This is a genomic window from Candidatus Aeolococcus gillhamiae (assembly GCF_016464765.1).
GTDB classification, from domain to species: Bacteria; Chloroflexota; Dormibacteria; order Aeolococcales; family Aeolococcaceae; genus Aeolococcus; species Aeolococcus gillhamiae.
Genome location: NZ_JAEKNS010000059.1, coordinates 13,584 through 34,123 on the forward strand (window position 1 = coordinate 13,584; position 20,540 = coordinate 34,123).

The following is a 20,540-nucleotide window of genomic DNA, read 5'->3' on the forward strand; positions in this document are numbered from 1 at the left end:
GCAGGTCAGAGCAGGGCCGCAACCGCGAAGGACATCGTGGCCCACCATCCCGCCACGCCGGCGACCAGGACGCGGGCGCGCCGGTCGTTGAGCAGCAGGGTGCAGGCGACAGCGTCGCCGGCGTCGAGAAAGCCGCGCACCAGCAGCGCGGTGCGCAGCGCGTCGCGGTTGCGAGCGCGCATGATGGAAGCGCCAGAGACTACGTCGCGCACGCCGAAGGTGACCGCCAGCAGGCGGGTGGATGGGTCGTCGGGATTGTCGAGTCGGCACTGCCTGGCCAAGCTGCCGGGCGCCACCAGCACGCTGAGGCCGTACAACGCCGATCCTGTCCCGAGCACGCGCGATATGCCCCGCTTCCAGCCGTTCACCCATCCACCTCCACCGGTTTCATCCGGCGCAATTATGGTCGGCCCTGCCCGCGCAGGACGCCGAGAACCGCGTCATCACGTCGCCGTCATAGACAAAGACCGTGAAGCGGTCGACGGAAAACGTCTGCACCGGGGTGCCCAGCGCCGCCGGCGGCGGCGCGGGGATGAATGTGTCGCCCGGATCGACCACCACGAAGCTGCGTCCAGCGGGTGTGGTGAACCAGCCGCCCGCCGAGTTGAGCAGGTCGCGGCAGAAGGAGGTAGGCCCGGCGCCGCACGGGCTCCCCTCCGCCGCCGGCAGCACATCGAGCGCACCCCCTGATGAGAGTCGCAGCACATCAGCGTCCCAGTACGACGCGTAGCCGCGGGACAGCCCGTGCGCGCGCAGGGCTCCGGCGAGCACCGGCAGGGAGCGTGACGCCGCCGGCTGGAAGTCCGCATTCGACTCCGCGGCGACCAGTCGCACCGCCGAGGCGGCGATGAACACCGTCACCGCCGCAGTGGCGGCGACCCGTCCGGCGCGCATCCGCGGCCAGAGCGGCACCAGGGCCACCACCGCAAAGAACACTCCCGTCACGTAACGCTGCGACGACACCAGTCGGTCGGCAGGTGGCGCGTCGGCGCCGGGCATGATCACGTTGCTGACGATGAGCGCGCCGAGCAGGACCAGCGCGCTGGTGACCCAGTAGGCGACGTGCGCGTCCCTGGCAAGCTGCGTGGGTCGCGCCTGCAGCTGCCAGGTGCTGCGTGCCGTCACGACACACACGCCCGCGAGTGCGAGACCGACCAGCACAATGGCCAGCAGCAGCGGGAGCGGCGAGACCCCGGCGCCCGGCTCCATCGGCAGTCCGTTGGCCATGTCGAGCAGGCCGCGTCCCACCACGCGCGCGTTTGCGGCCACCGCACCGATACCGACGCCGCGCGTCGTGCCGCCACCGAGCCCGCTGCTGTACCCGGCGCGGGCCATCAGCAGGTGAACCACCGTGAAGGAGAGGAGCGCCCCGATGATGAGCGCGCCGGCATGTGTGAGGACCGCGCGCCGGCGGGTGCGCACCCAGAGCAGCGCAGCCACCAGGACGAACGGCACCAAACCGGCGACCACGACCAGCGCGTCGCTGGCCGCCACCACGCCTGCCATCACTCCGGCTCCTGCGGAGATGGCAAGCGTCCGCCGGCGCGGCGCCGGTCCTCCGTCGTCACCCCCTCGGCTCGCCAATGACACCGCGTACCAGCCGAGGAGGCCGGCGGTGGCCCAGGCCATGCCGTGAAACGCTGGCGCCACCTCGGTGAGCAGCACGGCCGGGGCAGCTCCGACGCCGAGTGCCAGCGCCAGCGACCCCGCCCAGCCACCTGCCAGGCGCCTCACTGCAAGAACGACGCCCGCCAGCCCGAGCCAGGTGACCAGCAGCGGCAGCACCGACAACACCACGGTCTCGTGTCCCAGGCGGCCCAGCGCGGCCACCAGCCAGGCGTAAGCGGGCTGTCCCACCTCGATCGGCCGCAACGAAGCGCCGCCGGTCAGGCCGTCGCCGACGAGCAGGACCGCGGCGACGTCGCTGTTGGCGCGCAGCTGCTCGGTCAACCGGGGAAGCTCGGCGGTGAGCACGCCGACGTAGGCGAGCAGCGCGACCAGGTGCACGGGCGGCACGCCCGAGCCCGGCGCCCAACGTCGCGGCGGGCGTCGGGACGCGCCGGCCATCACGCGGCAGAATCTACACTGCGTCCATGTGCCGGAGCATCAAGACACTGCGTACTCAAGAGCAGGTCACCGACGACGAGATGCGCGCAGCCGCTCTCCAGTTCGTTCGCAAGGTGAGCGGGTACCGCGTCCCCTCAGCCGCCAACCGCGACGCCTTCGACGCCGCGGTCGAGGAGGTCACCTCGTCGACGCGCCACCTGCTCGACCACCTGCCCCCCGCGCGGAGCGCTGCGGCGTCCTGACCGCCGGGTCAGCCGGTGGCGGCGCCCACGGGGGCGTGGTCGTCGAGCCAGCGTGCCAGGTCGTCGAGCACGGCGTCGCGTTCGGGCTCGTTGAACACCTCGTGGTAGAGGCCGCGGTAGATGTGCAGGGTATGGTCCTCTGAGCCCACGTGGCCGTCGACCCACCGCGCCGCGCCGGGGTCGACGACCAGGTCGACGGTTCCCTGGACGGCGAGCACGGGGAGATGGAGCTGGGCGATATCGCGCTGCACCTCTTCGATCGCCTTGAGGATCTCCGCGCCAGTGCGGGCGCGCACCTTCCCGAGGTGCACCAGCGGATCGGCGCGGTAGGCGTCGACCACCGCCTGGTCGCGGCTCACCGCGTCCAGCCGCAGCGCCACCACCGGGAGGTTGGAGGCCCAGCGCGACAGGAAACGCCCGGCGCGCAGGGTTCGTTCAGACATCTCGGCAGGCGGCAGGACACTCGGCGACGAGAGGATCAGGCCGTCGAGCGCGTCCTGGTGGCGCAGCGCGTACACCGTGGCGATCAGGCCGCCGAGGCTGTGACCCAACAGGAAGAGCGGGTGGGGTGCGGCGGTGAGCACGCCGCGGATGTAGCTGTCGAGGTCGGTGATCCAATCGTCGAAGCGCTCCACGGCCGCACGACGTCCACCGGAGAGGCCATGACCACGGTGGTCGGGCGCGCCCACCATCCAGCTGTCGCGCACCAGCCGCTCGGCAACGTGTGCGTAGCGGCCGCCGTGCTCGTTGATCCCGTGGGCGATGACCACGGTGCCGCGAGCCTCGCCGTCGGGCAGCCATTCGCGGTGCGCGATGGGCACACCGCGAACCCCGCTGAACGTTCCGCGACGTTGACGCACAACACCATCCTCGCGGTTGCGGAAAGAGTTGTCCAACCGGTCAGGCGTGGGCGGGGGACTCGGCGCGCTGGGCGGACGAGCTGGCGGTCGCATCCGCGGTGCGAGGCAGGCCGCTGACGCGCAGCAGGAGCTCGTCTTTGAGCCGGTCGGGCAGCAGCCGCGACAGCGGGATGAGCAGCTTGGCCTGGCGGCCCACCGGGTAGCGCGTGCGTGGCCGCGACGACAGCAGCGCGTGCTCGACGGCGCGGGCAACCTCGGTCGGCTCGACCCCGGTCTCGTTCTCGTGAATGGCCATCTTGCTGGCGATGTCGACGGCCGCTCCGTAGAGCGTGCGCAGCTCGGGAGGCGCGTTGCGCAGCAGCTCGCTGCCGGCGCGCACCCCCTTGTCCCAGATCGGTGTCTTCACCGCCCCGGGCTGGATCAGCGACACCTTGATCCCCCAGGGACGTAGCTCGAGCCGCAGCGCGTCGCTGATCGCCTCGAGCGCGTGCTTGCTGGCGCAGTAGGGCGCGGCCATCGGCTGCGCCAGCCGTCCACCGAGTGAGCCCACGGTAACGATGCGCCCGCGGCTCTCGCGGAGCAGCGGGGTGAACGCCTGCACCATGGAGACGACCCCGAGCACATTGATCTCCAGCTGGGTGCGCCACAGGTCGAGCGGTACGAACTCCACCGGACCGGCGACGGCGATGCCGGCGTTGTTGACGATTCCGGCCAGCCGCGAGTCCTGCACCGCCTCGGACAGCTGCCGCGCCGCTGCGGCGACCTGCTCGGCGTCGGTGACGTCGAGACGGATCGGCGTGAGCCGGTTGCTGCCGTCGCGGCGCAGGCTCTCCGCGTCCTCGTCGCGGCGCACGCCCGCGAAGACGCGCAGGCCGAGGGAGTCCAGGTGCAGCGCGGTGGCCCTGCCGATGCCGGTGGACGCGCCGCTGACCACGACCGCTGTGTCATCCATGCCGAGACCTCCCTTCACTGCGATGTCGCCGATTGTGCGAGAAGAAGAACGAAGAAGACCCGGCCGCACGTGACGGCCGGGTCTCAAGGAAGGGGGCTTGGTCAGACGGTGTTCACGCCGGAGCGCGGCGTGGCGCTGATCCTCACCAGCTTGGTGACGATCCACGCGGCGACGGTGTACACCGCGATAGCGAGCACGTCGCTCCAACGGAGAACCGTACCGTTGGTCGCCGTGTTGTTGAAGATGCCGTTGAACGGCGCTGCCAGCCAGCCGCCGAGGCGGCGGATGTAGTGGGCGAAACCCGTGTTGTTGGCGTTCGCCGCCCGGAAGATGAAGTTGAGCGCGAGAATGATGTCGACGACAGCGGCGATCAGCCAGATGAGCTGGATGGCGCGGTAGCCGATCGGGTACACGCCGACGCGGCTGCTGTACACGCTGGTTCCTGCCGCTGGGGCGACGGGAGCGGCCGCCACTGGAGCGGCTGCAACCGGTGCGGCAGCGACGGGTGCAGCTGCGACAGGTGCGGCTGCCACAGGAACCTGCTCGACAGGCGCTGTGGCCTCCGTGCCGTGCACAGGGAATCCACGCTCAGCTGGAGCCGCGTCGGCCGGGGGGACGACGGGGGCTGCCGGCACCACCGGCGTTGCGGGGACGGCGGGAGTGGTCGTCGAGACACGCTCCTCACGGACTTCGATCGGGTCCATCGCTGACACCTCCAACTGCGGACGTCCTCACCAGCGAGGCAACCACCCTCCCGGCCGGGTCGCTCATGACAACTCGGCTATCAGATTTCATTGTAGGGTATCCGATGGAGACGCGGCCTGTCGAAGGCGCTCTAGGCGAGCTTCCGGGTCCCCGCAGCCTCCAGGCGGCCCTCCGACCGCGCCAGCGCGTGGTCGTAGACGGGCGACACCTTGAGTCGTCGGGGCACCGCCAGCCTGCCGGCGCGCAGCCAGAGCGAGATGGCCCGGTGCGCCGCCGCGTGGGCGGGGGTCCAGCGGATGCCATAGGCGCGCCGCGTGGAGGCGGGCAGGAGGCCCACCGTGGTGAAGGTGACCACCGCCCATCCGGGCCGCATCGCCGCCGAGGTCACCGGCGGGTTGAGCACGGTCTCCGCCACCAGCCGCGACCCCGCACCCGGGATCGCCGCGCCCGACCCGGCGTCGAGCTGCGCCGCGACGTACTCGCTCAGCTCCGCGCGCGTCGTCCAGAGCGACCCGGTGGGCATGCCCATGAGAGCGGCAACCGCGTGCCACTCGCGCACGAAGCGGTCTCTGTCCGCCTCGTCGAGGTCGCCGACGAAGGCGTCGTGGGCAACCAGCATGGTGTCGACAAAGGTCGCCAGCACCCAGCGCAGCAGCTCGGCGTCGCGACCGCTGTACGCCGACTCTCGCGCGACGGTGGCGGTGGCGTGCGTGCGCCGGAGCCGGCCCTCGACGGCGGAGTGCAGGCGGTTCACCTGGCGACAGGCGCGCCGCGCCTCGGCGGTGGTGCCGAAACAGACCACGGTGACCCACTCCACGGTGCGCTCGAAACGCCCGTACGGGTCGGTGCGGTACGTGCTGTGCTCGATGGCTCCCTCGGCGACGAGCGGATGCGCGGCCTGCATCAGAAGGGCACGTCCGGCGCCGAGCATGAGCACCGGTTCGGCCATGACCCGCCAGGTGACCGAGCCGGGGCCGAAGAGACCGGGCTCGGGGGCGGTGTCGCGGATCGGGAAGCGCCGCTTGCCCGAGGGGATCAGCGTGCGCATCGCAGCGGCCAGGTCGGCCGAGCCCGGGATGCGCAGCAGCCGTCCGCCGCCCGGCAGGCGGGGAAGAGGGAGGAGCGCCATCAATCCAGCATACGGCTCACTCGTACGTTGAGCCGTTCAGCTGGATCCAGCCACCCTCGTGGGAGCCGGTGGCGTGGTGCGTGTAGTGGATCACCGGGTGCCCGGGATCGGGCTCGAACTGGCCATGGATCACCACCGTCTGCCCGGCGACGACGGGCACGCGCGGCGCGAGCGAGAGATTGTGGTCGATCTCCACGGTGGTTCCGTCGACGGTAACGTCGAAACGCTGGTGGGCACCTTCAGCTCCGGCCGGTGCGTCCGGCAGCAGCATCGTCACGGTCGCGCGCACGGTCACCTCGGCGGAGTTTCTGGACTGGTACGCGGAGTCGAAGGCGGCGTTGTCGACGTCGTTGCAGGCGGCGAGCGCAACGGCGACGACCAGCGCTCCCGGCCAGGCCACGCGTCTCACCGGGCCCAGTGTAGGCCGGGTCCTCGCCGAGGACCCTCAGCTACCATCGAGGACCGTGCCTGAGGGAGACGACTCCGTCCAACGCATCCTCGTGGTGGTCGCGCACCCCGACGATTGCGACTTCGGATGCGCCGGCAGCACGGCTCGCTGGACGTCAGAGGGCCGTGAGGTCAGCTACTGCATCGTCACCGACGGGGACGCCGGCGGCTCAGATCGGAGCGTGACCCGCGCCGATGTCGCGCAGCTGCGCCGCCGCGAGCAGACTGCCGCCGCCGCCGTCGTCGGGGTATCGGACATCGCCTTCCTCGGCTACGCCGACGGCAAGGTGCAGTCGAGCATCGAGCTGCGTCGCGACATCACCCGGGTGATCCGCCAGCGCAAGCCGCAGCGGGTGGTGACGCAGTCGCCGGAGCGCAACTATCAGCGCATCTTCGCGAGCCACCCGGACCACCTCGCCGCCGGTGAGGCGGCGCTCTGCGCGGTGTACCCCGATTCGCGCAACCCCTTCGCCCACATGGAGTTGCTCGAGCAGGAGGGGCTCGAGCCGCACACGGTGGAGGAGGTGTACCTCATGGCGATGATGCAGGGCGACACCGTGGTCGACATCACCGGCACCATCGACCGCAAGCTCGAGGCGCTGCGCTGCCACGCCAGCCAGTACGACAACTTTGAGGAGCTCGCCGCACGCCTGCGCGAGTGGGCACGCCTCAACGCGGAGCAGAACCACCTCGGCGAGGGACGCAGCGCCGAGTCGTTCCTGCGCGTCCCCACCACCTGAGAGAGGAGACAGCCATGCAGCTGACCACCCGCGCGGCGCTCGCCGGCGCCGGCGACACCGCGCTCTTCCTCGCCCAGCGTGGCGAGATGTTCCGCAACGCGCGCGGGCGCGCCTACGGCAGTGCGGCGTTCGGGGGGCTGTGGCTGGCGCTCGCCGCCAGCTCCGCCGCCGAGCGCGGCAAGCCCAGCAACGCCACCCTCGCGCTCGCCGCCGCGGTCGCGGCGGCCAACGCGGCGATGCTCGCAGTGCACCTGCGTCACCGCGTGGTTGGCCCCCGGGTGTTCGGTGGCGCCGCGCTCAGCGCGGTGGCGCTCGCCGACGTGCTCCGCCGCCGCTGAGGCTCAGCCCAGCGACGTCGCTGTCGATGCCTGCACCTCGGCGACGCAGGCGAGTCCAGCGGCGATGGAGAGGACGAGGCGGGCGCGGACCGAGTCCCACTGAGACGGGCCCGTACAGCTCCCGGAGAGGAGCGGCGTCGCCGACGACAACAGAGGCCACGCTATGTCGACCGTGCCTCCCGGCGTGCCGGCGTCGACGGTCACGGTCAAATCCCCGGTGTGGTCGTCGACGCGAGCGCGCACACCGGGAGGACTGGCGGCCAGGTACGGCCGCGCCAGGTGCGCCAGCATCGCCCGGTTGGTACGGCCGGAGGTGTCGCGGATGCCCCACGACGAGTCCTCGCGCCATTGCCACCACGCCCACCCGGCGCCCGCGTTGTCGAACGCGGACACCACGTCGTCGACCCACGCGGTCGCCTTCGACTGCGTCGCCGACATTCCCCACTCGCCGACCCACAGCGCGGCCGGCACGCGTGACGCCTCGTCGCTCAGCTTGCTGACGTGCTCGTCGAGCGCCTGCACATTGCCGTCCCAGACCGGCGGAACCAGCGAGCCGGTGTACTCGTGCGGGGAGTACACCAGGTTCGGCGCCTGCAGCGGCACGACGGTGGTGCCGAAGTCGCCGAAGAGCTGGCCCTCGACGATGAAGAGGTGGTTGGGATCGACGGCTCCGATGGCGTCGATGGTGCGCGCATACAGCGGCCACATGAAGGTGCGCTCGAAGCGGACCGGTGGCAGCGGGACGGCGTGGGGCTCGTTGTATAGGTCGTAGCCGGCCACGCCGCTGTCGTTGCGGAAGCGACGTGCCAGCAGTTGCCAGCTCTGCGTGAAGTCGGCCTGCCAATCCGGCGACAGCCAGAAGTAGGTGGTGGCCGCGTTCACGGCCGGCGAGAGGTGGCGCTGCCAGTCACCGAGAGGCTCCCAGCGCAGGTTGGGGAACCCCGGCACGGCCGCCCACGCCGGCGCCCCGGACCCGCCGAACGCCGAGCTCCAGTCCAGGAAGTGCATGTCGATGACGACGTAGAGGTGGTGGCGGTTGAGCAGCCGCACGGTCTGGGTGATGTGGTCGAGGTACGCGCTGTCCCACTGTCCGCGCACCGGCTCGAGGCGGCCCCAGGAGACGGCGAGGCGCACGACGTCGAAGCCGTCGCGCTCCATCATGGTGGCGTCACTCTCGTCGAGCGGCGATCGCTGCACCGTCGACTCCAGCAGCGTCGAGGTGTTGAAGCCGTGCAGCAGGACGGTGCGGCCCGCCTCGTCGACGATGTGCCGGTCACGCACCGAGAGCCACGACAGGTCGGCGCTGGCCGCGGGGCGGTCCGCCGGGCCGACGGTCGTGGTGAGCGCGGCCACCGGCATGTCGAACCACAGCAGTGACGCCACCACGGCGAGCACCACCGCCAGCCCGGCGCGAGGGCCGAGCGCCGTCTCGCCCCGCCGTCGCGCGCGCGGCGGCCTCCTTCTCACCTGGGCATGGTCGCATCCGCACGGGCTGGGGAGGGGTTGCCAAGAAATATAGTTAGCCTCTATAATTACCTTGGATGACGAGCGAGGTAGTGATCGACAGTGCCGGCGGGGTTGCCGCCGGGCCTGACCCGGTGGCGGTGGCCAATGGGCTGCGCCCCGTCCTGCTCCACCTCAACCGCCACCTTCGCCGCGAGCTGCACGCGCTGGGCGTGAGCAGCAGTCAGGTGTCGCTGCTGGCGGCGATCCAGGCCACGCCCGGCATCGGCGTGGGCGACCTGGCTGCCCGTGAGGGCACCTCGGCGCCCTCGGTGTCCAACCACATCGACCGCCTCGAGGTCTCCGGGCTGGTGGTCCGCAGCCGCGTCGACGGTGGCGACCGGCGTCGCGTCGGCCTGGCCGTGACCGCTGAGGGAGCCCGCGTGCTGCGCGCCGTCCGCTCCCGCCGCACCGCCTGGCTCGCCGCGCGCCTGCGCGAGCTGCCCGAGGACCAGCTGCGCGCCGTCGAGGCGGCGATCGACGGCTTGCGCGCGCTGGTGGAGCGTCCTTCCCGATGAGCGTCGCCAGCGCCTCCTCCCGGACGTTCGCCTCGCTGCGCCGCCACCGCAACTACCGCCTGTACTTCGGCGGCCAGGTGGTGTCGCTGAGTGGCACCTGGATGCAGAACGTGGCCCAGGCGTGGTTCGTGCTCGAGCTCACCCACGGGTCGGCGTACGCCGTGGGCGCGCTGGCCGTGTGCCAGTTCGCTCCATACGCTCTCTTCGGGCTGTTCGGCGGCTCGCTCGCGGACCGGCTCAACGCGCGCAGCACGCTGGTGTTCACCCAGACGGCGTTGCTGTGCATCGCGGCCGCGCTGGCGGGCCTGGCGCTCACCCACAGCGCACAGGTCTGGGAGGTGTTCCTGCTGGCCACCGCGAGCGGCTCGGTGCTCATTCTCGACACGCCGGTGCGCCAGGCGTTCACCATCCAGATGGTCGGCAGGCCGGAGCTGCCCAACGCCATCGCGCTCAACTCCAGCCTGTTCAACGCCTCGCGCATCTTCGGCCCGGCGATCGCCGGGCTGCTGATCGCCACCACCGGGGTGGGTATTTGCTTCCTCATCAACGCGGTCAGCTACGTCGCGGTGGTGATCGCGCTGCTGCTGATGCGCGAGAGCGAGCTGTACCCGATCAACCGCGGTGCCACACGTCCCAAGCTGCTGCGCGGCATCGGCGAGGGCCTCAGCTACGCGTGGCGCACCCCCAGCGTCCGGTTGGTGCTGCTGCTGATGCTGGTGATCTCAACCCTGGCGGTGAACTTCAACGTCCTGCTGCCGGTGATCACCTCGCACACGCTCAACTCCGGTCCGGAGGTGTTCGGCGTGCTCAGCGCCAGCTTCGGCGTCGGCGCGCTGGCGGGTGCGCTGGTCTCGGCCGCCCTGTCGCGGGCAAGCCTCAAGCTGGTGCTCGGCGCTGGACTGGGCTTCGGTGCGTCACTGCTGTTGCTCGCGACCCAGGCGACGGTCGTGGGCTCATGCATGGCGCTCGTGCTCACCGGCGTCACCTTCTCTCTGTACGCCTCACAGAGCAACGCGTCGCTGCAGATGGTCGTGCCCGACCGGCTGCGCGGCCGGGTGCTGTCGCTGTACGGCTATGTGTTCTTCGGCACAGCGCCGCTCGGCGGGTTCCTCACCGGCTGGTTCTCGGGTCGCTTCGGCACCGGGCGATTCCTGCTCATCGTCGGTGGCCTTGCGGTGATCGCCGCGGCCGTGGGCGTCGTCTCCATGCGGATGAGCCGGACGACGCTGCCCGATCGCAGCTCACGTGCCGGGCTCGGCGCCGCCGACGCGAGCACGGTCACCGCGCGCGAGTAGGCTTCATCGTGGAGGTTCGGTGATGACGGCGCCTCGGGTGGTCATCGTTGGCGCCGGCTTTGGCGGGCTGAGCGCGGCGCGTGCCCTGCGGCGTGCGGACGCCGAGGTGCTGGTGATCGATCGGTACAACTACCACTTCTTCCAGCCACTCCTGTACCAGGTGGCATCGGGACTGCTCGATCCCGCGGAGATCGCCCACCCCGTCCGCAGCATCCTGCGCGGCCAGCGCAACACCGACGTGCGCATGGACGAGGTGCGAGGCATCGACCTGCACCGCCAGGTGGTGCGGTGCAGCACGGACATTCCGTACGACTACCTCATCGTCGCGGCGGGCGCCGTGACCAATCATTTCGGCAATCAGGACATCGCCGCTCACACCATGGGCTTGAAGGGTCTGAGCGATGCGCTGGCGCTCCGCGCCCACGTGCTGGAGCGCTTCGAGAGAGCCACCGAAACCACGGATGAGCGCGAGCGGCGGCGGCTGCTCACCTTCGTCATCGCCGGTGCTGGCCCCACGGGCATCGAGTACGCGGGAGCGCTGAGTGAGCTCTTCGTACACTTGCTCCCCAAGGACTTCCCGAGACTCGACTTCGCGCCGGTTCGGGTGGTGCTCATCGAGGGCCGCAACCGAGTGCTCGAGACCTTCCATCCGCGCCTAGGCTCGATGGCCGCCGGGGTGCTGCGCCGCCGCGGCGTCGAGCTGGTGCTCGGCCGCACCGTCACCGAGGCCGACGCCGCCGGCATCACCCTGGATGACGGCACTCGCGTCGACGCCGCCACCGTGATCTGGACCCGCCGGCGTCTGCGCCTCGCCGGTAGGCAAACAACTGACCGAGCTCCCCGCTCGGTTCGGCCGCGTGCCGGTGCGCAGCACGCTCCAGCTCCCCGGCCACGACGAGGTGCAAGTGATTGGTGACCTCGCCGAGCTCGAGGAGAACGGCGAGCCGCTGCCGATGCTCGCCCCCGTCGCCATCCAGCAGGGCGAGCACGCCGCCGCCAACGTTATCGCCATGAGCGGCGGGGGCGCGCCCACGCCATTCCGCTACCACGACAAGGGCACCATGGCGACGGTGGGTCGCAACTACGCGGTGGTTCAGCTGGGCCGCATCAGGGTCGCCGGCTTCGTCGGCTGGCTGATGTGGCTCGTCGTCCACCTCACCTACATCATCAGCTTCCGCAGCAAGGCGGTGGTGCTGATCAACTGGGCGTGGAACTACATCTTCTACGATCGCCCGGTCCGCCTCATCACCGAGGTCGGGCCGGGGCGCGCCGCTGAGCAGCAGACGGAGGAACAGAGATGAGGCGACGCAAGCTGGGCGAGCTCGAGGTGTCGGCGATCGGGCTGGGCTGCATGGGCATGTCCGATTTCTATGGCACCGCCGCCGATCGGAGCGAGGGCGAGGGCATCGCCACCATCCACCGCGTGCTCGAGCTCGGCGTCGACTTCCTCGACACCGCCGACATGTACGGCCCGTACACCAACGAACAGCTGGTCGGCAAGGCGATAGCCGATCGCCGCGACAGCGTGGTGCTGGCGACAAAGTTCGGCTTCGAGCGCAAGGCCGATGGCTCGCAGACCATCAACGGCTCGCCGGAGTACGTGCACCGCGCCTGCGACGCCAGTCTGCAGCGCCTCGGCACCGACCACATCGACCTTTACTACCAGCACCGCGTTGACTCCACCGTGCCCATCGAGGAGACGGTGGGCGCGATGGGGGAGCTGGTGACCGCCGGCAAGGTGCGCTTCATCGGGCTGTCCGAGGCGGCCACAACCACGATCCGGCGCGCCCACGCCGTTCACCCCATCACGGCGGTGCAGAGCGAGTACTCGCTGTTCGCGCGTGACATGGAGGACGAAGTGATCGCGGTGCTCCGCGAGCTGGGGATCGGCCTGGTCGCGTACAGCCCGCTCGGTCGCGGCCTGCTCACCGGCGCCATCGCCGGCGCGGCTTCGCTGCCTGCCGACGATGTGCGCCTCAAGCGTTTCCCGCGCTTCGCGGAGGAGAACCTCGGCGCCAATGTCGCGCTGGCAGGTCATGTGAGTGAGCTGGCGGCCGCCCGTGGCGCCACCCCCGCTCAGCTCGCGCTGGCGTGGATTCTCAGCCGCGCAGACGACTTCGTGCCCATTCCCGGCACCAAGCGGGTGGCTCGGGTCGAGGAGAACGCAGCCGCGGCCGACCTCGACCTCTCCGACGAGGAGATGTCCCAGCTCGATGCCGCCGTGCCGCGCGACGCGGTCAAGGGCCAGCGCCACTGGGACATGGCGGCGGTCAATCGCTGACGCCTGTGGGCGGGGCGCCGCCGTCCACCTAGACTGCAGCGCCGTGTCGTCGCCATCCCGTTGGCCGCTCGTCGCCGTCGGATTGTCCGCGGCGATGTGCGCGTGCAGCAGCGCTGCGCCGACGACCCCCAGCGCAGCTCTCGCCACCAAAGCTGCCGTTTCTGGCGTGCCACCTGTGACTCCGGCCACGCTTCCGCTCAGCGTCGCGGTCGGCCAGATGCTCGTCGCGTCCGTGAGTGGGCCCGTGGTGACCGACGGCCTGCGCCACCTGATCCTCGACGACAAGGTGGGCACCGTGCTTCTCTTTCGCTCCAACTTCGGCGACGCCGCCGGACTGCGTTCGTGGACAACCCAGCTCCAGGCCCTCGGGCGTATTGCCGGTTTGCCGGCACCGCTGCTCGTCACCACCGACGAGGAAGGTGGTTCGGTCGACCAGGTCGCCAACGGCCTTCACCTGTTGCCGGCCGCGCAGGCGCTCGGCAGCGAGGGCTCTGCCGGGGTGCGTCGCGACGTCGCAGCCATGGCAGGCGGCCTGCGCGCCGATGGCGTCGGGCTCGACCTCGCCCCGGTCGCCGACCTGCGCACCAATCCTGCGGACGCCGTCATCGGCAGCCGTTCCTTCGGCAGCGACGCCAGCGTTGTCGGCCCGCTCGTCGCCGCCTACGTGAACGGTCTGCATGACGGCGGCGTCGGCGCCACCCTCAAGCACTTTCCCGGGCTGGGAGGTGCCGCAGGCGATCCACACCGGCAAGTGGTGACCGACCTGGTGACGCTGGCCCAGTGGAGCGCAACGACAGCGCGAAGTTTCGCCGCCGGCATCGGGGCCGGAGCCGACGCGGTGATGACGACGTCGCTGCGCGTCCCCAACCTCGACCCGTCGAATCGGCCCGCGCTGTTGTCGCCGGTGATCGTGAGGTTGCTTCGCGACACTCTGCGCTTCAGCGGCGTGGTCCTCACCGACTCGTTGAGCATGACCGCGGTCGGCGAGTCGATGCCCCGAGCCACGGTCGACGCCGCGGCGGCCGGCAATGACCTGCTGCTGATGTCGTCGGGAAGCACGACACTCGAGGACCAGGCGGACCAGATGCTGCTTGCCGCTGTGCGCAGCGGTGCCATCCCCGAAGGCCAGGTGCAGGCGTCAGCGCAGCGCGTGCTCGCGCTGCATCGGCGCTACGTCTTGACCTGAACGCCTGCCTGCGCGCGGTCCGCCGGCCGTAGCACCACCTCGAAGGTGTGGCCGTCTTCGACGTAGCCGAGCACTCGGGCGATGCGCAGCGCCGGGCGGTTCTCAACAAGCACCCGGAACTGGGCGGTGCGGCTTTGTGCCAGCGCGTCCGCCGTGAGCGCGCTGAGCATCGCGGTGCCGATGCCCTGGTTGCGATGGGCCGGGTCGGTGAGCACGCCGATGTTGGCGGCCATCCCGCGGAATGGCGTCAGGGTGCCCGCGCAGACCAACTGGTCGCCGACGAAGCAGCCGTACTCGCGGCGCGGGGCCACGTCGAAGCCGGCGTCGACGGCCTCCTCCTCTGGCACCTGGCGGAGCAGCGTAGCCAGAGCGGCGGCGTCCTCCGCGCCGTGCAGCCGCCGGCTACCTCTGCCCTCGACCCGCCGGAAGCTCTCCTCTGTCGCGTAGCCGAGCCAGAACGGGCCGTGGATCGCGGCCACCTCGTCGCCGTACAGGGTGCGGACGAAGGCGCGGTCGAAGACCGCTGCGGACGGCCACGAGGCGCACGCCACGGTGGTGCTGCCGACCAGCGCCTGGGGCACCACGATGATGCAGCTGTCCTCACGGCGGATCAGGTAGACGTGGTCGCGGTGGGAGGGCTCGGGGTGCGAGGCGACGACAACCTCGGCGTCCCGCCACACCGACGGCTCCACGTTGAGGGCGGCGGTCCAGTGCTCGTCGAGGAGCTGGTGGATGTGTGTGCTCACCTGCGGCGACGCCATGGCGAAGCACTGTACGCCAGCGGTTCCGCAGGGAGAGAGGCGTCGATCCATCCGGCCGCATCGTCCGTCGCCTGTCCGGCGACCGGCGCTAGCGTCGAGAAGCGCCGTGTATCTCGTCGAGGCATTCCCCGTGCCCACCCCCGCCGACGCCGAACGGCTGCTTGCCGACCTCTGGCAGCTCACCTCCGGGCGCGGGCTCGGTCTCTTCCTGCTCGGCATCGCCAACCGTGTGATGCTCGGCGTCACCGCAGCGCACAGCGGAGTCGAGGAGGCGGTGGCATCGATCATCGCGGACCAGTGCGGCGGCGCTGTCGAGCCCGGCTGGATGGTGCCGGCGATGGTGGACGCCGCCACCGAGCTTGCCGCCGTTAACCTGGTCCCAACAGACCGGCACATCGCGGTGGAGAGCCGCACGTTCGGCTGGCAACGCAGTGACCCGCTCCGCGGCACGTTCCTGGCTCTGATCAATGCCCCGCCCAGCATGCTGGTGGGGGTGTCGATCAGCCTTCGCGCGTTACCGGACCTTGCTTTCGTTCTCTCCGTCGGGGTCTTCGCGGTGGGCCCGTCCGCGGTCACTCAGGTGGCTCGTGTGGCGTCGACATTTGGCGGAACCGGGATCCGGCTCCGGCGTCCCATCTTGCAGCGCCGCGCCGCCCAACGGATGGTTCGGGGTGTCCTGCGGCGTCCCGCATCGGTCCACAGGATCGAGGTGGTCGCCCTCTTCTGGCATCCACCCTACGGCTCGGACCTGGACCTTCAGACGAACGCGAGCGGGGGGAGCTCGCCGATCGGTTACCTCGGGCCGGGCCGACTGTCTTGACGCTGCCAATGCAGGCGCCTACCGTCTCCGCTCACCCGTCGGTCGCCGCGGCCCACCGATCCTTGGATGGGCGTGCGGCCGTCGGGCGGGGCACGGAAGTGGGATGAGGGGGAGAGGAACGCACCATGAATCGGCGTCGCCTGACCGCCGCGATCTTCTTCAGCGTGGTCATCGTGCTGGTGCTCGGCGTGATGGTGTACCTCGAGCAGGCCGGCCGACAGCAGACTGTCACTGTGTACATGCTCAAGCACGCGGTTCTCGCCGGAAGCACGTACAGCGCTGACGACGTCTCTGCGGTTGCGGTGCGCGCGCAGGAGGGGGATTTCAACTACGAGCACCGCGCGCCCGGACAGTATTCGGCTCGCTATACCCAGGACCTCAAGGGCAATGACATCCTTCGCGACGACGACCTCGTCGATGTAAGAGCGCAGGTGGAGGTCGCGCTCACCGTGCAGGCTCCCCCTCCATTGAGCGCGGGGGATCGCATCGACGTCTTCGCCGCGGTCGGAGGTGGGCGTCAGGCCCGGATCGGGCAGGGGATCCCCGTGCTCACAGCCTCTGGTGGGGCACTCACCGTCCTGGTACCTGTTCAGCAGGAGGAAGCGTGGATATCGGTCACCTCCTCGAGCATCGCGCTGCACGCGGCTCGGTCAGCGCAGCTCGATCCGTCGTCGCTCCAGCCGCTCAGCCCCGACGACGCGGTCAGCCGTCTGTGCGGCTCCAGCTGTGTGGGCGTGGCAAGTCCGGCGGCGGCGCCGTGAGGACGCTGGTCGCGGTGTACACCACCCGCGCTGGGCAGACATCGACGCATTGGGCCGTCTGCCTGGCGTGGACGCTTGCCGAGCGCGCCCGCGTCCTGCTGGTCGACTGCGACATGGAGGGAGGGACGATCGCCGATCTCCTTCTCCTTCGTACCGACGACCGCGGCATCGCCAACTGTTTCGGCGACCGCCCTGTCACCGCCAGCGAGCTGACCGCGCAAGCCGTGACCCATCCGGAACGCGAGAGCCTGCGCGTGGTACCAGGCCTGTCACGGAGCTACGGATACGAGATGAGCGAATGCCTGAGAAAGCTGGCCCCGGCGCTCAGCGGCGCGGATGAGGACGTGGTGATCGCGGACCTCGGCCATCCGCTGTCCCATCCTGGGCTGCGCTCCCCGCGAGCAGCGGCGGAGGCGATCTGCTCCGTGTTCGGCCGCGCCTTCATCGTGGTGCGGGATGAGCCCGCGCTGCTGTCACGAAGCATCGCCGTCCTGCAGGCGGCACGCCCGCCACACGGCGAGCTGATCGTGTGTCATCAGCACGGCCGCGCCTACCGTCGGGCAATCCTCGAGAGCCTCGGGCGCAACCTCCCTGAGATGGCGGTGCGGGACGTCTGGCAATGGGATGAGGCGCGGGCGACGCGCATGGCTGAGACAGGTGTCCCGGCAGCACTCCCCGGAGTCGATCGGGAGCTCAACCTCGCGCTGGTGGGCGCGTGATGCGGTCCACATCCGACCCGGTTGCGACCGAGGAGCGGACGGCACCGCTCAGCGACGGTCCCGTACCGGTGACGCGATGGCCCGAGATCTCTTCCGAAGAGCTCGAGGTGGCCCAGGCCATTGCCGATCGGGTCATCCGCGACCGTGGTGGCGAACCCGCCTCAGTGCTCCACGAGGAGCGACTGCACCACGACGTGGCGGCGGTCATCGACCGCGCCATCGCATCTCCATCCACGAGCGGGTTGCCCTTGGCGGTGGTGAGCGAGCTCGCGGCGAACCCGGGGTACCGGGACGTGGCCCGGCGCAACGCGGCAATCCTCGCCTCACACCTCTGGCCGCTCTCGTTGCTGATCTACGGTGCGGACCTCGAGAACATCACCTGTCTCGGTCACGACAACTGGCTCGTCAGCCTGGTCGGCCGCAAGCTGCTGCTGATCGGCAACAGTCCGTTTGCCAGTGACGAGGACTGCCTGGAGTTCTTCCGTCGCGCCATCCGGCTCCGCGGCGTGACCGGGGACCACAGCATCACCGACGCGACGCCGATCGCCGAGGCCAACGTCGGCAGCGTGGCGCGGCTCTGCGTTGCCAAGCGCCCCGCGGTCTCCGGACAGGCAGCGCTGAAGGCGGCGATTCGGATCCCGGCACGCTCGAAGGTGCGTGACCTCGCCGACTACGTGCACGACGCCGTGATGGCGGAGGGGATGGCCCGTTTCGTCGAGGCCTGCGTGCACGCACGCGCGAACATCATGATCGCCGGAGGAACGAGCACCGGCAAGACAACCCTTATGCGAGTTCTCTGCGGTATGACCGCGGCGAGTGACCACCTCGTCGTCGTGGAGGACGGAGCGGAGCTGCACCTCGACCAGGACCGCGGCGACGGAAATCCGTGGCACGTGTTGACGACGGCGCTCTCCACGATTCCATCGGTCCGCGTGGAAACGGATGCAGGCCAGCTCACCATGTTCGACCTTGTGCGGCACGCGCTGCGGTTTCAACCCGATCGCCTCATCCTCGGCGAGTCGCGTGGTGAAGAGATGGCGGCGGTGTGCAAGGCGCTGATGACCGGGCACGACGGCTCCATGACGACCATCCACGCCGAGGACGCGGAGCTCGCCCTTGACCAGGCGGTGCAGTACGTCATGGAGAACCAGCGCTTCACCGGCAACGAGAAGATGGCCAAGCGCATCGTCGAGCACGCCATTCACTTGGTGGTGCACCTCGGCAACCAGGAGGGCAGGCGACGTGTCACGGGCATCCTCGCCGTGGAGCGGGGTGGCAACCACAAGTGGATCTACCGGCAGTCCGACGGCGGTGGCTGGCAACGCATGACCGAGCTGGTGGGCAACCTCAATCGGCTCGGTCCCCGGCTGCGCGGTCATTTCCTCGATGACGAGATCCCGTCCCAATGACGGCGCTGTCCTCCGTCACCCTGACGGCCGGTCAGTTCGCGGGCTTCCTGCTGGTCATTGTCTGCGCGCTGGGCGCGGCCGCCGCCATTCTCGATCTTGACGTAGGTGTCCTGACCCGCCAGCGCCGCCGCTCCCCGTTCCTGGAGCGCGAGCGCGACCTCGCCGCCAACCTTGGCTGGCGCTGGCGGACGTGGGTGGCCGTCCGAGTCGCCCTCGTCGTGACAGGTGTCGGGCTGGGACTGCTGTCACGGATCTGGATCCTCGTCCTCGTCGGTGGCCTGGTGGGGACGCTCGGGTTTCGATTCGCGCTCGCGGGCCGCGCGGCGAGCCGCCGCCTGCGTGTCGAACGAGCTTTCCTCGGCCGCCTCCGCGACCTGCGCGACCGCATGGCGGTCGGCAACCAGTCACTCGACACAGCGCTTGCCGAGATCGGTCGGAATCCCGGGCCCGAGCTCGAGTACGTTCTCGCGCCGCTGGCTCGTGGCGGCTCGGTTCTCGACAACATCGTGGCGGTGGGCCTGCGTGCCCGCTCGCCTGTGGTGGAGTACGCGTGCGCCGTCCTCCTCTGGACACGCAGCCGCAGCCTGGACGCCCTCATCGCGGCGATCGACGGGCTCCTGCTTCCCGTCGGCGAGGCGCAGCTGGCGGTGCAGGAAGAGGCGTCGGTCACGCTCACCCAGCAGCGCGCGGTGACCATTGCGATGTCCGTCCTGATGCTGGTGATGTTCGCGGTCGTGGTGCGCGTCGACACCTTCCGGCACTTCTACCAATCACTTACGGGCAACCTGGTCCTGGTTGCGGTGGTGGTGCTCTTCGCGCTCCTGGTCGCCTTGCTCGGGGCGATCGTCCGAGTGCGCAGCTGGACGCGTTGGGACCTGCAGCGTCTCGCCGATGAGCAGGAGCGCCTCGGTGCTCAGTGACCTCTGGCCTTACGCGCTGACGACGATCGCCCTGGTGGGAGCGTGGGTCTTCGTCCTCGCCGAGCTCGGCTATCTGACGTCACCCGACGTCCGCGCCTGGCGACGGCTGGCCGCGCTGCGCGGCTACGCGGGTCCGCAGACCCGGCTGGAGCGCGCCGCCGAACGCAGCCCGGCGATCCGCAGGCTGCAGGACGAGCTCGACCTCCACCGGCTGCTGGCGATCGCCGGCCGCGACGAAACGGAGCCGGCGTTCTTGGGGCGCACCGTGTTCCTTGCCCTCCTCGCGTTCACCGTCATCCTGGTGGTCGACGTCGGCTCCCGCGTCGCTGGTGGGTTCGCCATCCCACCGCTGGCTGCGGTGCTGACGGCCGTGGGTGTGGTGCTGCTGCGGTTTGCTGCGCTCCGTGCCGCGGCACGAAGGCGGCAGGATGTGGCGGGGCGCACCCTCGGCGACATGATGATGCTGGTGGCCATCCTCACCGACGGGCGCGGTCTCCAGGTCGAGGACGCGATCCGCATCCTCTCCCGCTGCGCCACCACGCCGGACCTGCGCACCCTGGTCGACGGTGGCTGGCGACGGCTGATCCCCAGCCGGCCGCACAACACCGCCGACCTCTACCGCGCCATCGGTGACGAGTTCCGCATCCCTCAATTCGTCTTCGTCGCCGACGCTCTGGTGACCACGAACGTGGGCATCGCCGAGCGCGATACGTACACCAGGGTTGCCGGCGCCGTGTACCAGCAGCGCCTCACCGAGGCACGCATGCGGTCTGCGAGGGCGCGGATCCTGGTCACGCTGCCCGTGGCGGGAATGCTCATTCCTCTCCTCCTGCTCTTGGGGGCTCCGACCTTCCAGAGCATCAGCGCGGGCTTGGGGGGAGGTTGAC

General features: G+C 70.2%; 24 protein-coding genes. 15 read left to right on the forward strand and 9 right to left on the reverse strand.

What is annotated here, in order from left to right; translation table 11 throughout:
* Positions 1 to 5: 5 nt before the first annotated feature.
* Positions 6 to 368 carry a DUF4267 domain-containing protein gene (locus JF886_RS05180; RefSeq protein ID WP_337310263.1) on the reverse strand — a complete coding sequence of 121 codons (363 nt, stop codon included), beginning with the start codon at positions 366 to 368 and terminating at the stop codon, positions 6 to 8.
* Between the two features lie 19 nt (positions 369 to 387).
* On the reverse strand, positions 388 to 2,070 hold the full coding sequence (locus JF886_RS05185; RefSeq protein WP_337310265.1) for a GumC domain-containing protein: 1,683 nt from the start codon (positions 2,068 to 2,070) through the stop codon (positions 388 to 390).
* Between the two features lie 23 nt (positions 2,071 to 2,093).
* Here JF886_RS05185 and JF886_RS05190 point away from each other — a divergent pair, with 23 nt between their 5' ends.
* On the forward strand, positions 2,094 to 2,309 hold the full coding sequence (locus JF886_RS05190; protein WP_337310266.1) for a DUF2277 domain-containing protein: 216 nt from the start codon (positions 2,094 to 2,096) through the stop codon (positions 2,307 to 2,309).
* A gap of 8 nt (positions 2,310 to 2,317) precedes the next feature.
* Here JF886_RS05190 and JF886_RS05195 read toward each other — a convergent pair whose 3' ends face one another.
* The 5 genes from JF886_RS05195 to JF886_RS05215 all read right to left on the reverse strand — a co-directional run bounded on the left by JF886_RS05195 (position 2,318) and on the right by JF886_RS05215 (position 6,364).
* A complete protein-coding gene (locus JF886_RS05195) occupies positions 2,318 to 3,169 on the reverse strand; it encodes an alpha/beta hydrolase (protein WP_337310268.1) in 852 nt (283 codons plus the stop codon).
* Positions 3,170 to 3,209: 40 nt separating this feature from the next.
* The gene (locus JF886_RS05200; RefSeq protein WP_337310270.1) at positions 3,210 to 4,121 is read right to left on the reverse strand and encodes an SDR family NAD(P)-dependent oxidoreductase; all 912 of its coding nucleotides are present in this window, start codon (positions 4,119 to 4,121) and stop codon (positions 3,210 to 3,212) included.
* Positions 4,122 to 4,222: 101 nt separating this feature from the next.
* On the reverse strand, positions 4,223 to 4,825 hold the full coding sequence (locus JF886_RS05205) for a hypothetical protein (protein ID WP_337310272.1): 603 nt from the start codon (positions 4,823 to 4,825) through the stop codon (positions 4,223 to 4,225).
* Positions 4,826 to 4,956: 131 nt separating this feature from the next.
* Positions 4,957 to 5,955 carry an oxygenase MpaB family protein gene (locus tag JF886_RS05210; RefSeq protein WP_337310274.1) on the reverse strand — a complete coding sequence of 333 codons (999 nt, stop codon included), beginning with the start codon at positions 5,953 to 5,955 and terminating at the stop codon, positions 4,957 to 4,959.
* Positions 5,956 to 5,971: 16 nt separating this feature from the next.
* Positions 5,972 to 6,364, reverse strand: coding sequence for a DUF3465 domain-containing protein (locus JF886_RS05215; RefSeq protein WP_337310276.1), 393 nt, complete (start codon positions 6,362 to 6,364; stop codon positions 5,972 to 5,974).
* A gap of 55 nt (positions 6,365 to 6,419) precedes the next feature.
* Between JF886_RS05215 and JF886_RS05220 the strand changes: the two genes are divergently transcribed.
* Positions 6,420 to 7,142, forward strand: a complete 723-nt coding sequence (locus JF886_RS05220; RefSeq protein ID WP_337310278.1) for a PIG-L deacetylase family protein — start codon at positions 6,420 to 6,422, stop codon at positions 7,140 to 7,142.
* A gap of 14 nt (positions 7,143 to 7,156) precedes the next feature.
* Complete coding sequence (locus tag JF886_RS05225; protein ID WP_337310280.1) at positions 7,157 to 7,480, forward strand: hypothetical protein; 324 nt, start codon at positions 7,157 to 7,159, stop codon at positions 7,478 to 7,480.
* Positions 7,481 to 7,483: 3 nt separating this feature from the next.
* Here JF886_RS05225 and JF886_RS05230 read toward each other — a convergent pair whose 3' ends face one another.
* Positions 7,484 to 8,947, reverse strand: a complete 1,464-nt coding sequence (locus tag JF886_RS05230) for a glycoside hydrolase family 5 protein (protein ID WP_337310284.1) — start codon at positions 8,945 to 8,947, stop codon at positions 7,484 to 7,486.
* 74 nt (positions 8,948 to 9,021) lie between these two features.
* Between JF886_RS05230 and JF886_RS05235 the strand changes: the two genes are divergently transcribed.
* The 6 genes from JF886_RS05235 to JF886_RS05260 are packed head-to-tail and all read left to right on the forward strand — an operon-like array spanning position 9,022 to position 14,263.
* Entirely contained in the window at positions 9,022 to 9,501 is a 480-nt protein-coding gene (locus JF886_RS05235; protein WP_337310285.1) for a MarR family winged helix-turn-helix transcriptional regulator, read from the forward strand.
* Positions 9,498 to 10,796, forward strand: a complete 1,299-nt coding sequence (locus tag JF886_RS05240) for an MFS transporter (protein ID WP_337310287.1) — start codon at positions 9,498 to 9,500, stop codon at positions 10,794 to 10,796. The genes JF886_RS05235 and JF886_RS05240 overlap by 4 nt, the downstream gene beginning before the upstream one ends.
* A 22-nt stretch (positions 10,797 to 10,818) precedes the next feature.
* A complete protein-coding gene (locus JF886_RS05245) occupies positions 10,819 to 11,712 on the forward strand; it encodes an NAD(P)/FAD-dependent oxidoreductase (RefSeq protein ID WP_337310289.1) in 894 nt (297 codons plus the stop codon).
* Entirely contained in the window at positions 11,654 to 12,097 is a 444-nt protein-coding gene (locus tag JF886_RS05250; RefSeq protein WP_337310292.1) for an NAD(P)/FAD-dependent oxidoreductase, read from the forward strand. Before JF886_RS05245 ends, JF886_RS05250 begins: the two co-directional genes overlap by 59 nt.
* The gene (locus JF886_RS05255; protein ID WP_337310294.1) at positions 12,094 to 13,077 is read left to right on the forward strand and encodes an aldo/keto reductase; all 984 of its coding nucleotides are present in this window, start codon (positions 12,094 to 12,096) and stop codon (positions 13,075 to 13,077) included. Before JF886_RS05250 ends, JF886_RS05255 begins: the two co-directional genes overlap by 4 nt.
* Before the next feature lie 43 nt (positions 13,078 to 13,120).
* A complete protein-coding gene (locus JF886_RS05260) occupies positions 13,121 to 14,263 on the forward strand; it encodes a glycoside hydrolase family 3 N-terminal domain-containing protein (RefSeq protein WP_337310296.1) in 1,143 nt (380 codons plus the stop codon).
* On the opposite strand, the gene JF886_RS05265 is transcribed toward JF886_RS05260, so the two are convergent.
* Complete coding sequence (locus JF886_RS05265) at positions 14,248 to 15,024, reverse strand: GNAT family N-acetyltransferase (RefSeq protein ID WP_337310298.1); 777 nt, start codon at positions 15,022 to 15,024, stop codon at positions 14,248 to 14,250. The two genes, JF886_RS05260 and JF886_RS05265, sit on opposite strands and share 16 nt — an antisense overlap.
* A 106-nt stretch (positions 15,025 to 15,130) precedes the next feature.
* Here JF886_RS05265 and JF886_RS05270 point away from each other — a divergent pair, with 106 nt between their 5' ends.
* The 6 genes from JF886_RS05270 (at position 15,131) to JF886_RS05295 (ending at position 20,539) form a co-directional block, all read left to right on the forward strand.
* On the forward strand, positions 15,131 to 15,844 hold the full coding sequence (locus JF886_RS05270; protein ID WP_337310300.1) for a hypothetical protein: 714 nt from the start codon (positions 15,131 to 15,133) through the stop codon (positions 15,842 to 15,844).
* A 125-nt stretch (positions 15,845 to 15,969) separates the two neighbouring features.
* Positions 15,970 to 16,605 (forward strand): hypothetical protein, encoded by a 636-nt coding sequence (locus JF886_RS05275; protein ID WP_337310302.1) that lies wholly within the window; start codon positions 15,970 to 15,972, stop codon positions 16,603 to 16,605.
* On the forward strand, positions 16,602 to 17,324 hold the full coding sequence (locus tag JF886_RS05280; protein ID WP_337310304.1) for a MinD/ParA family ATP-binding protein: 723 nt from the start codon (positions 16,602 to 16,604) through the stop codon (positions 17,322 to 17,324). Before JF886_RS05275 ends, JF886_RS05280 begins: the two co-directional genes overlap by 4 nt.
* Entirely contained in the window at positions 17,324 to 18,733 is a 1,410-nt protein-coding gene (locus JF886_RS05285) for a CpaF/VirB11 family protein (RefSeq protein WP_337310329.1), read from the forward strand. Before JF886_RS05280 ends, JF886_RS05285 begins: the two co-directional genes overlap by 1 nt.
* Positions 18,730 to 19,653: a hypothetical protein gene (locus tag JF886_RS05290; RefSeq protein WP_337310305.1), complete on the forward strand. Its 924-nt coding sequence runs from the start codon at positions 18,730 to 18,732 to the stop codon at positions 19,651 to 19,653. Before JF886_RS05285 ends, JF886_RS05290 begins: the two co-directional genes overlap by 4 nt.
* Complete coding sequence (locus JF886_RS05295; protein WP_337310307.1) at positions 19,625 to 20,539, forward strand: hypothetical protein; 915 nt, start codon at positions 19,625 to 19,627, stop codon at positions 20,537 to 20,539. The genes JF886_RS05290 and JF886_RS05295 overlap by 29 nt, the downstream gene beginning before the upstream one ends.
* The last annotated feature ends 1 nt before the right edge of the window (position 20,540 follow it).

Excerpts from the sequence above, each read along its gene's own strand:
- JF886_RS05235 (WP_337310285.1), top strand. The coding sequence starts at position 9,022 with ATGACGAGCGAGGTAGTGATCGACAGTGCCGGCGGGGTTGCCGCCGGG.
- JF886_RS05190 (WP_337310266.1), top strand. The coding sequence starts at position 2,094 with ATGTGCCGGAGCATCAAGACACTGCGTACTCAAGAGCAGGTCACCGAC.
- JF886_RS05245 (WP_337310289.1), top strand. The coding sequence starts at position 10,819 with ATGACGGCGCCTCGGGTGGTCATCGTTGGCGCCGGCTTTGGCGGGCTG.
- JF886_RS05290 (WP_337310305.1), top strand. The coding sequence starts at position 18,730 with ATGACGGCGCTGTCCTCCGTCACCCTGACGGCCGGTCAGTTCGCGGGC.
- JF886_RS05200 (WP_337310270.1), bottom strand. The coding sequence starts at position 4,121 with ATGGATGACACAGCGGTCGTGGTCAGCGGCGCGTCCACCGGCATCGGC.
- JF886_RS05275 (WP_337310302.1), top strand. The coding sequence starts at position 15,970 with ATGAATCGGCGTCGCCTGACCGCCGCGATCTTCTTCAGCGTGGTCATC.
- JF886_RS05285 (WP_337310329.1), top strand. The coding sequence starts at position 17,324 with ATGCGGTCCACATCCGACCCGGTTGCGACCGAGGAGCGGACGGCACCG.
- JF886_RS05295 (WP_337310307.1), top strand. The coding sequence starts at position 19,625 with ATGAGCAGGAGCGCCTCGGTGCTCAGTGACCTCTGGCCTTACGCGCTG.
- JF886_RS05225 (WP_337310280.1), top strand. The coding sequence starts at position 7,157 with ATGCAGCTGACCACCCGCGCGGCGCTCGCCGGCGCCGGCGACACCGCG.
- JF886_RS05255 (WP_337310294.1), top strand. The coding sequence starts at position 12,094 with ATGAGGCGACGCAAGCTGGGCGAGCTCGAGGTGTCGGCGATCGGGCTG.
- JF886_RS05210 (WP_337310274.1), bottom strand. The coding sequence starts at position 5,955 with ATGGCGCTCCTCCCTCTTCCCCGCCTGCCGGGCGGCGGACGGCTGCTG.
- JF886_RS05265 (WP_337310298.1), bottom strand. The coding sequence starts at position 15,024 with ATGGCGTCGCCGCAGGTGAGCACACACATCCACCAGCTCCTCGACGAG.
- JF886_RS05240 (WP_337310287.1), top strand. The coding sequence starts at position 9,498 with ATGAGCGTCGCCAGCGCCTCCTCCCGGACGTTCGCCTCGCTGCGCCGC.
- JF886_RS05205 (WP_337310272.1), bottom strand. The coding sequence starts at position 4,825 with ATGGACCCGATCGAAGTCCGTGAGGAGCGTGTCTCGACGACCACTCCC.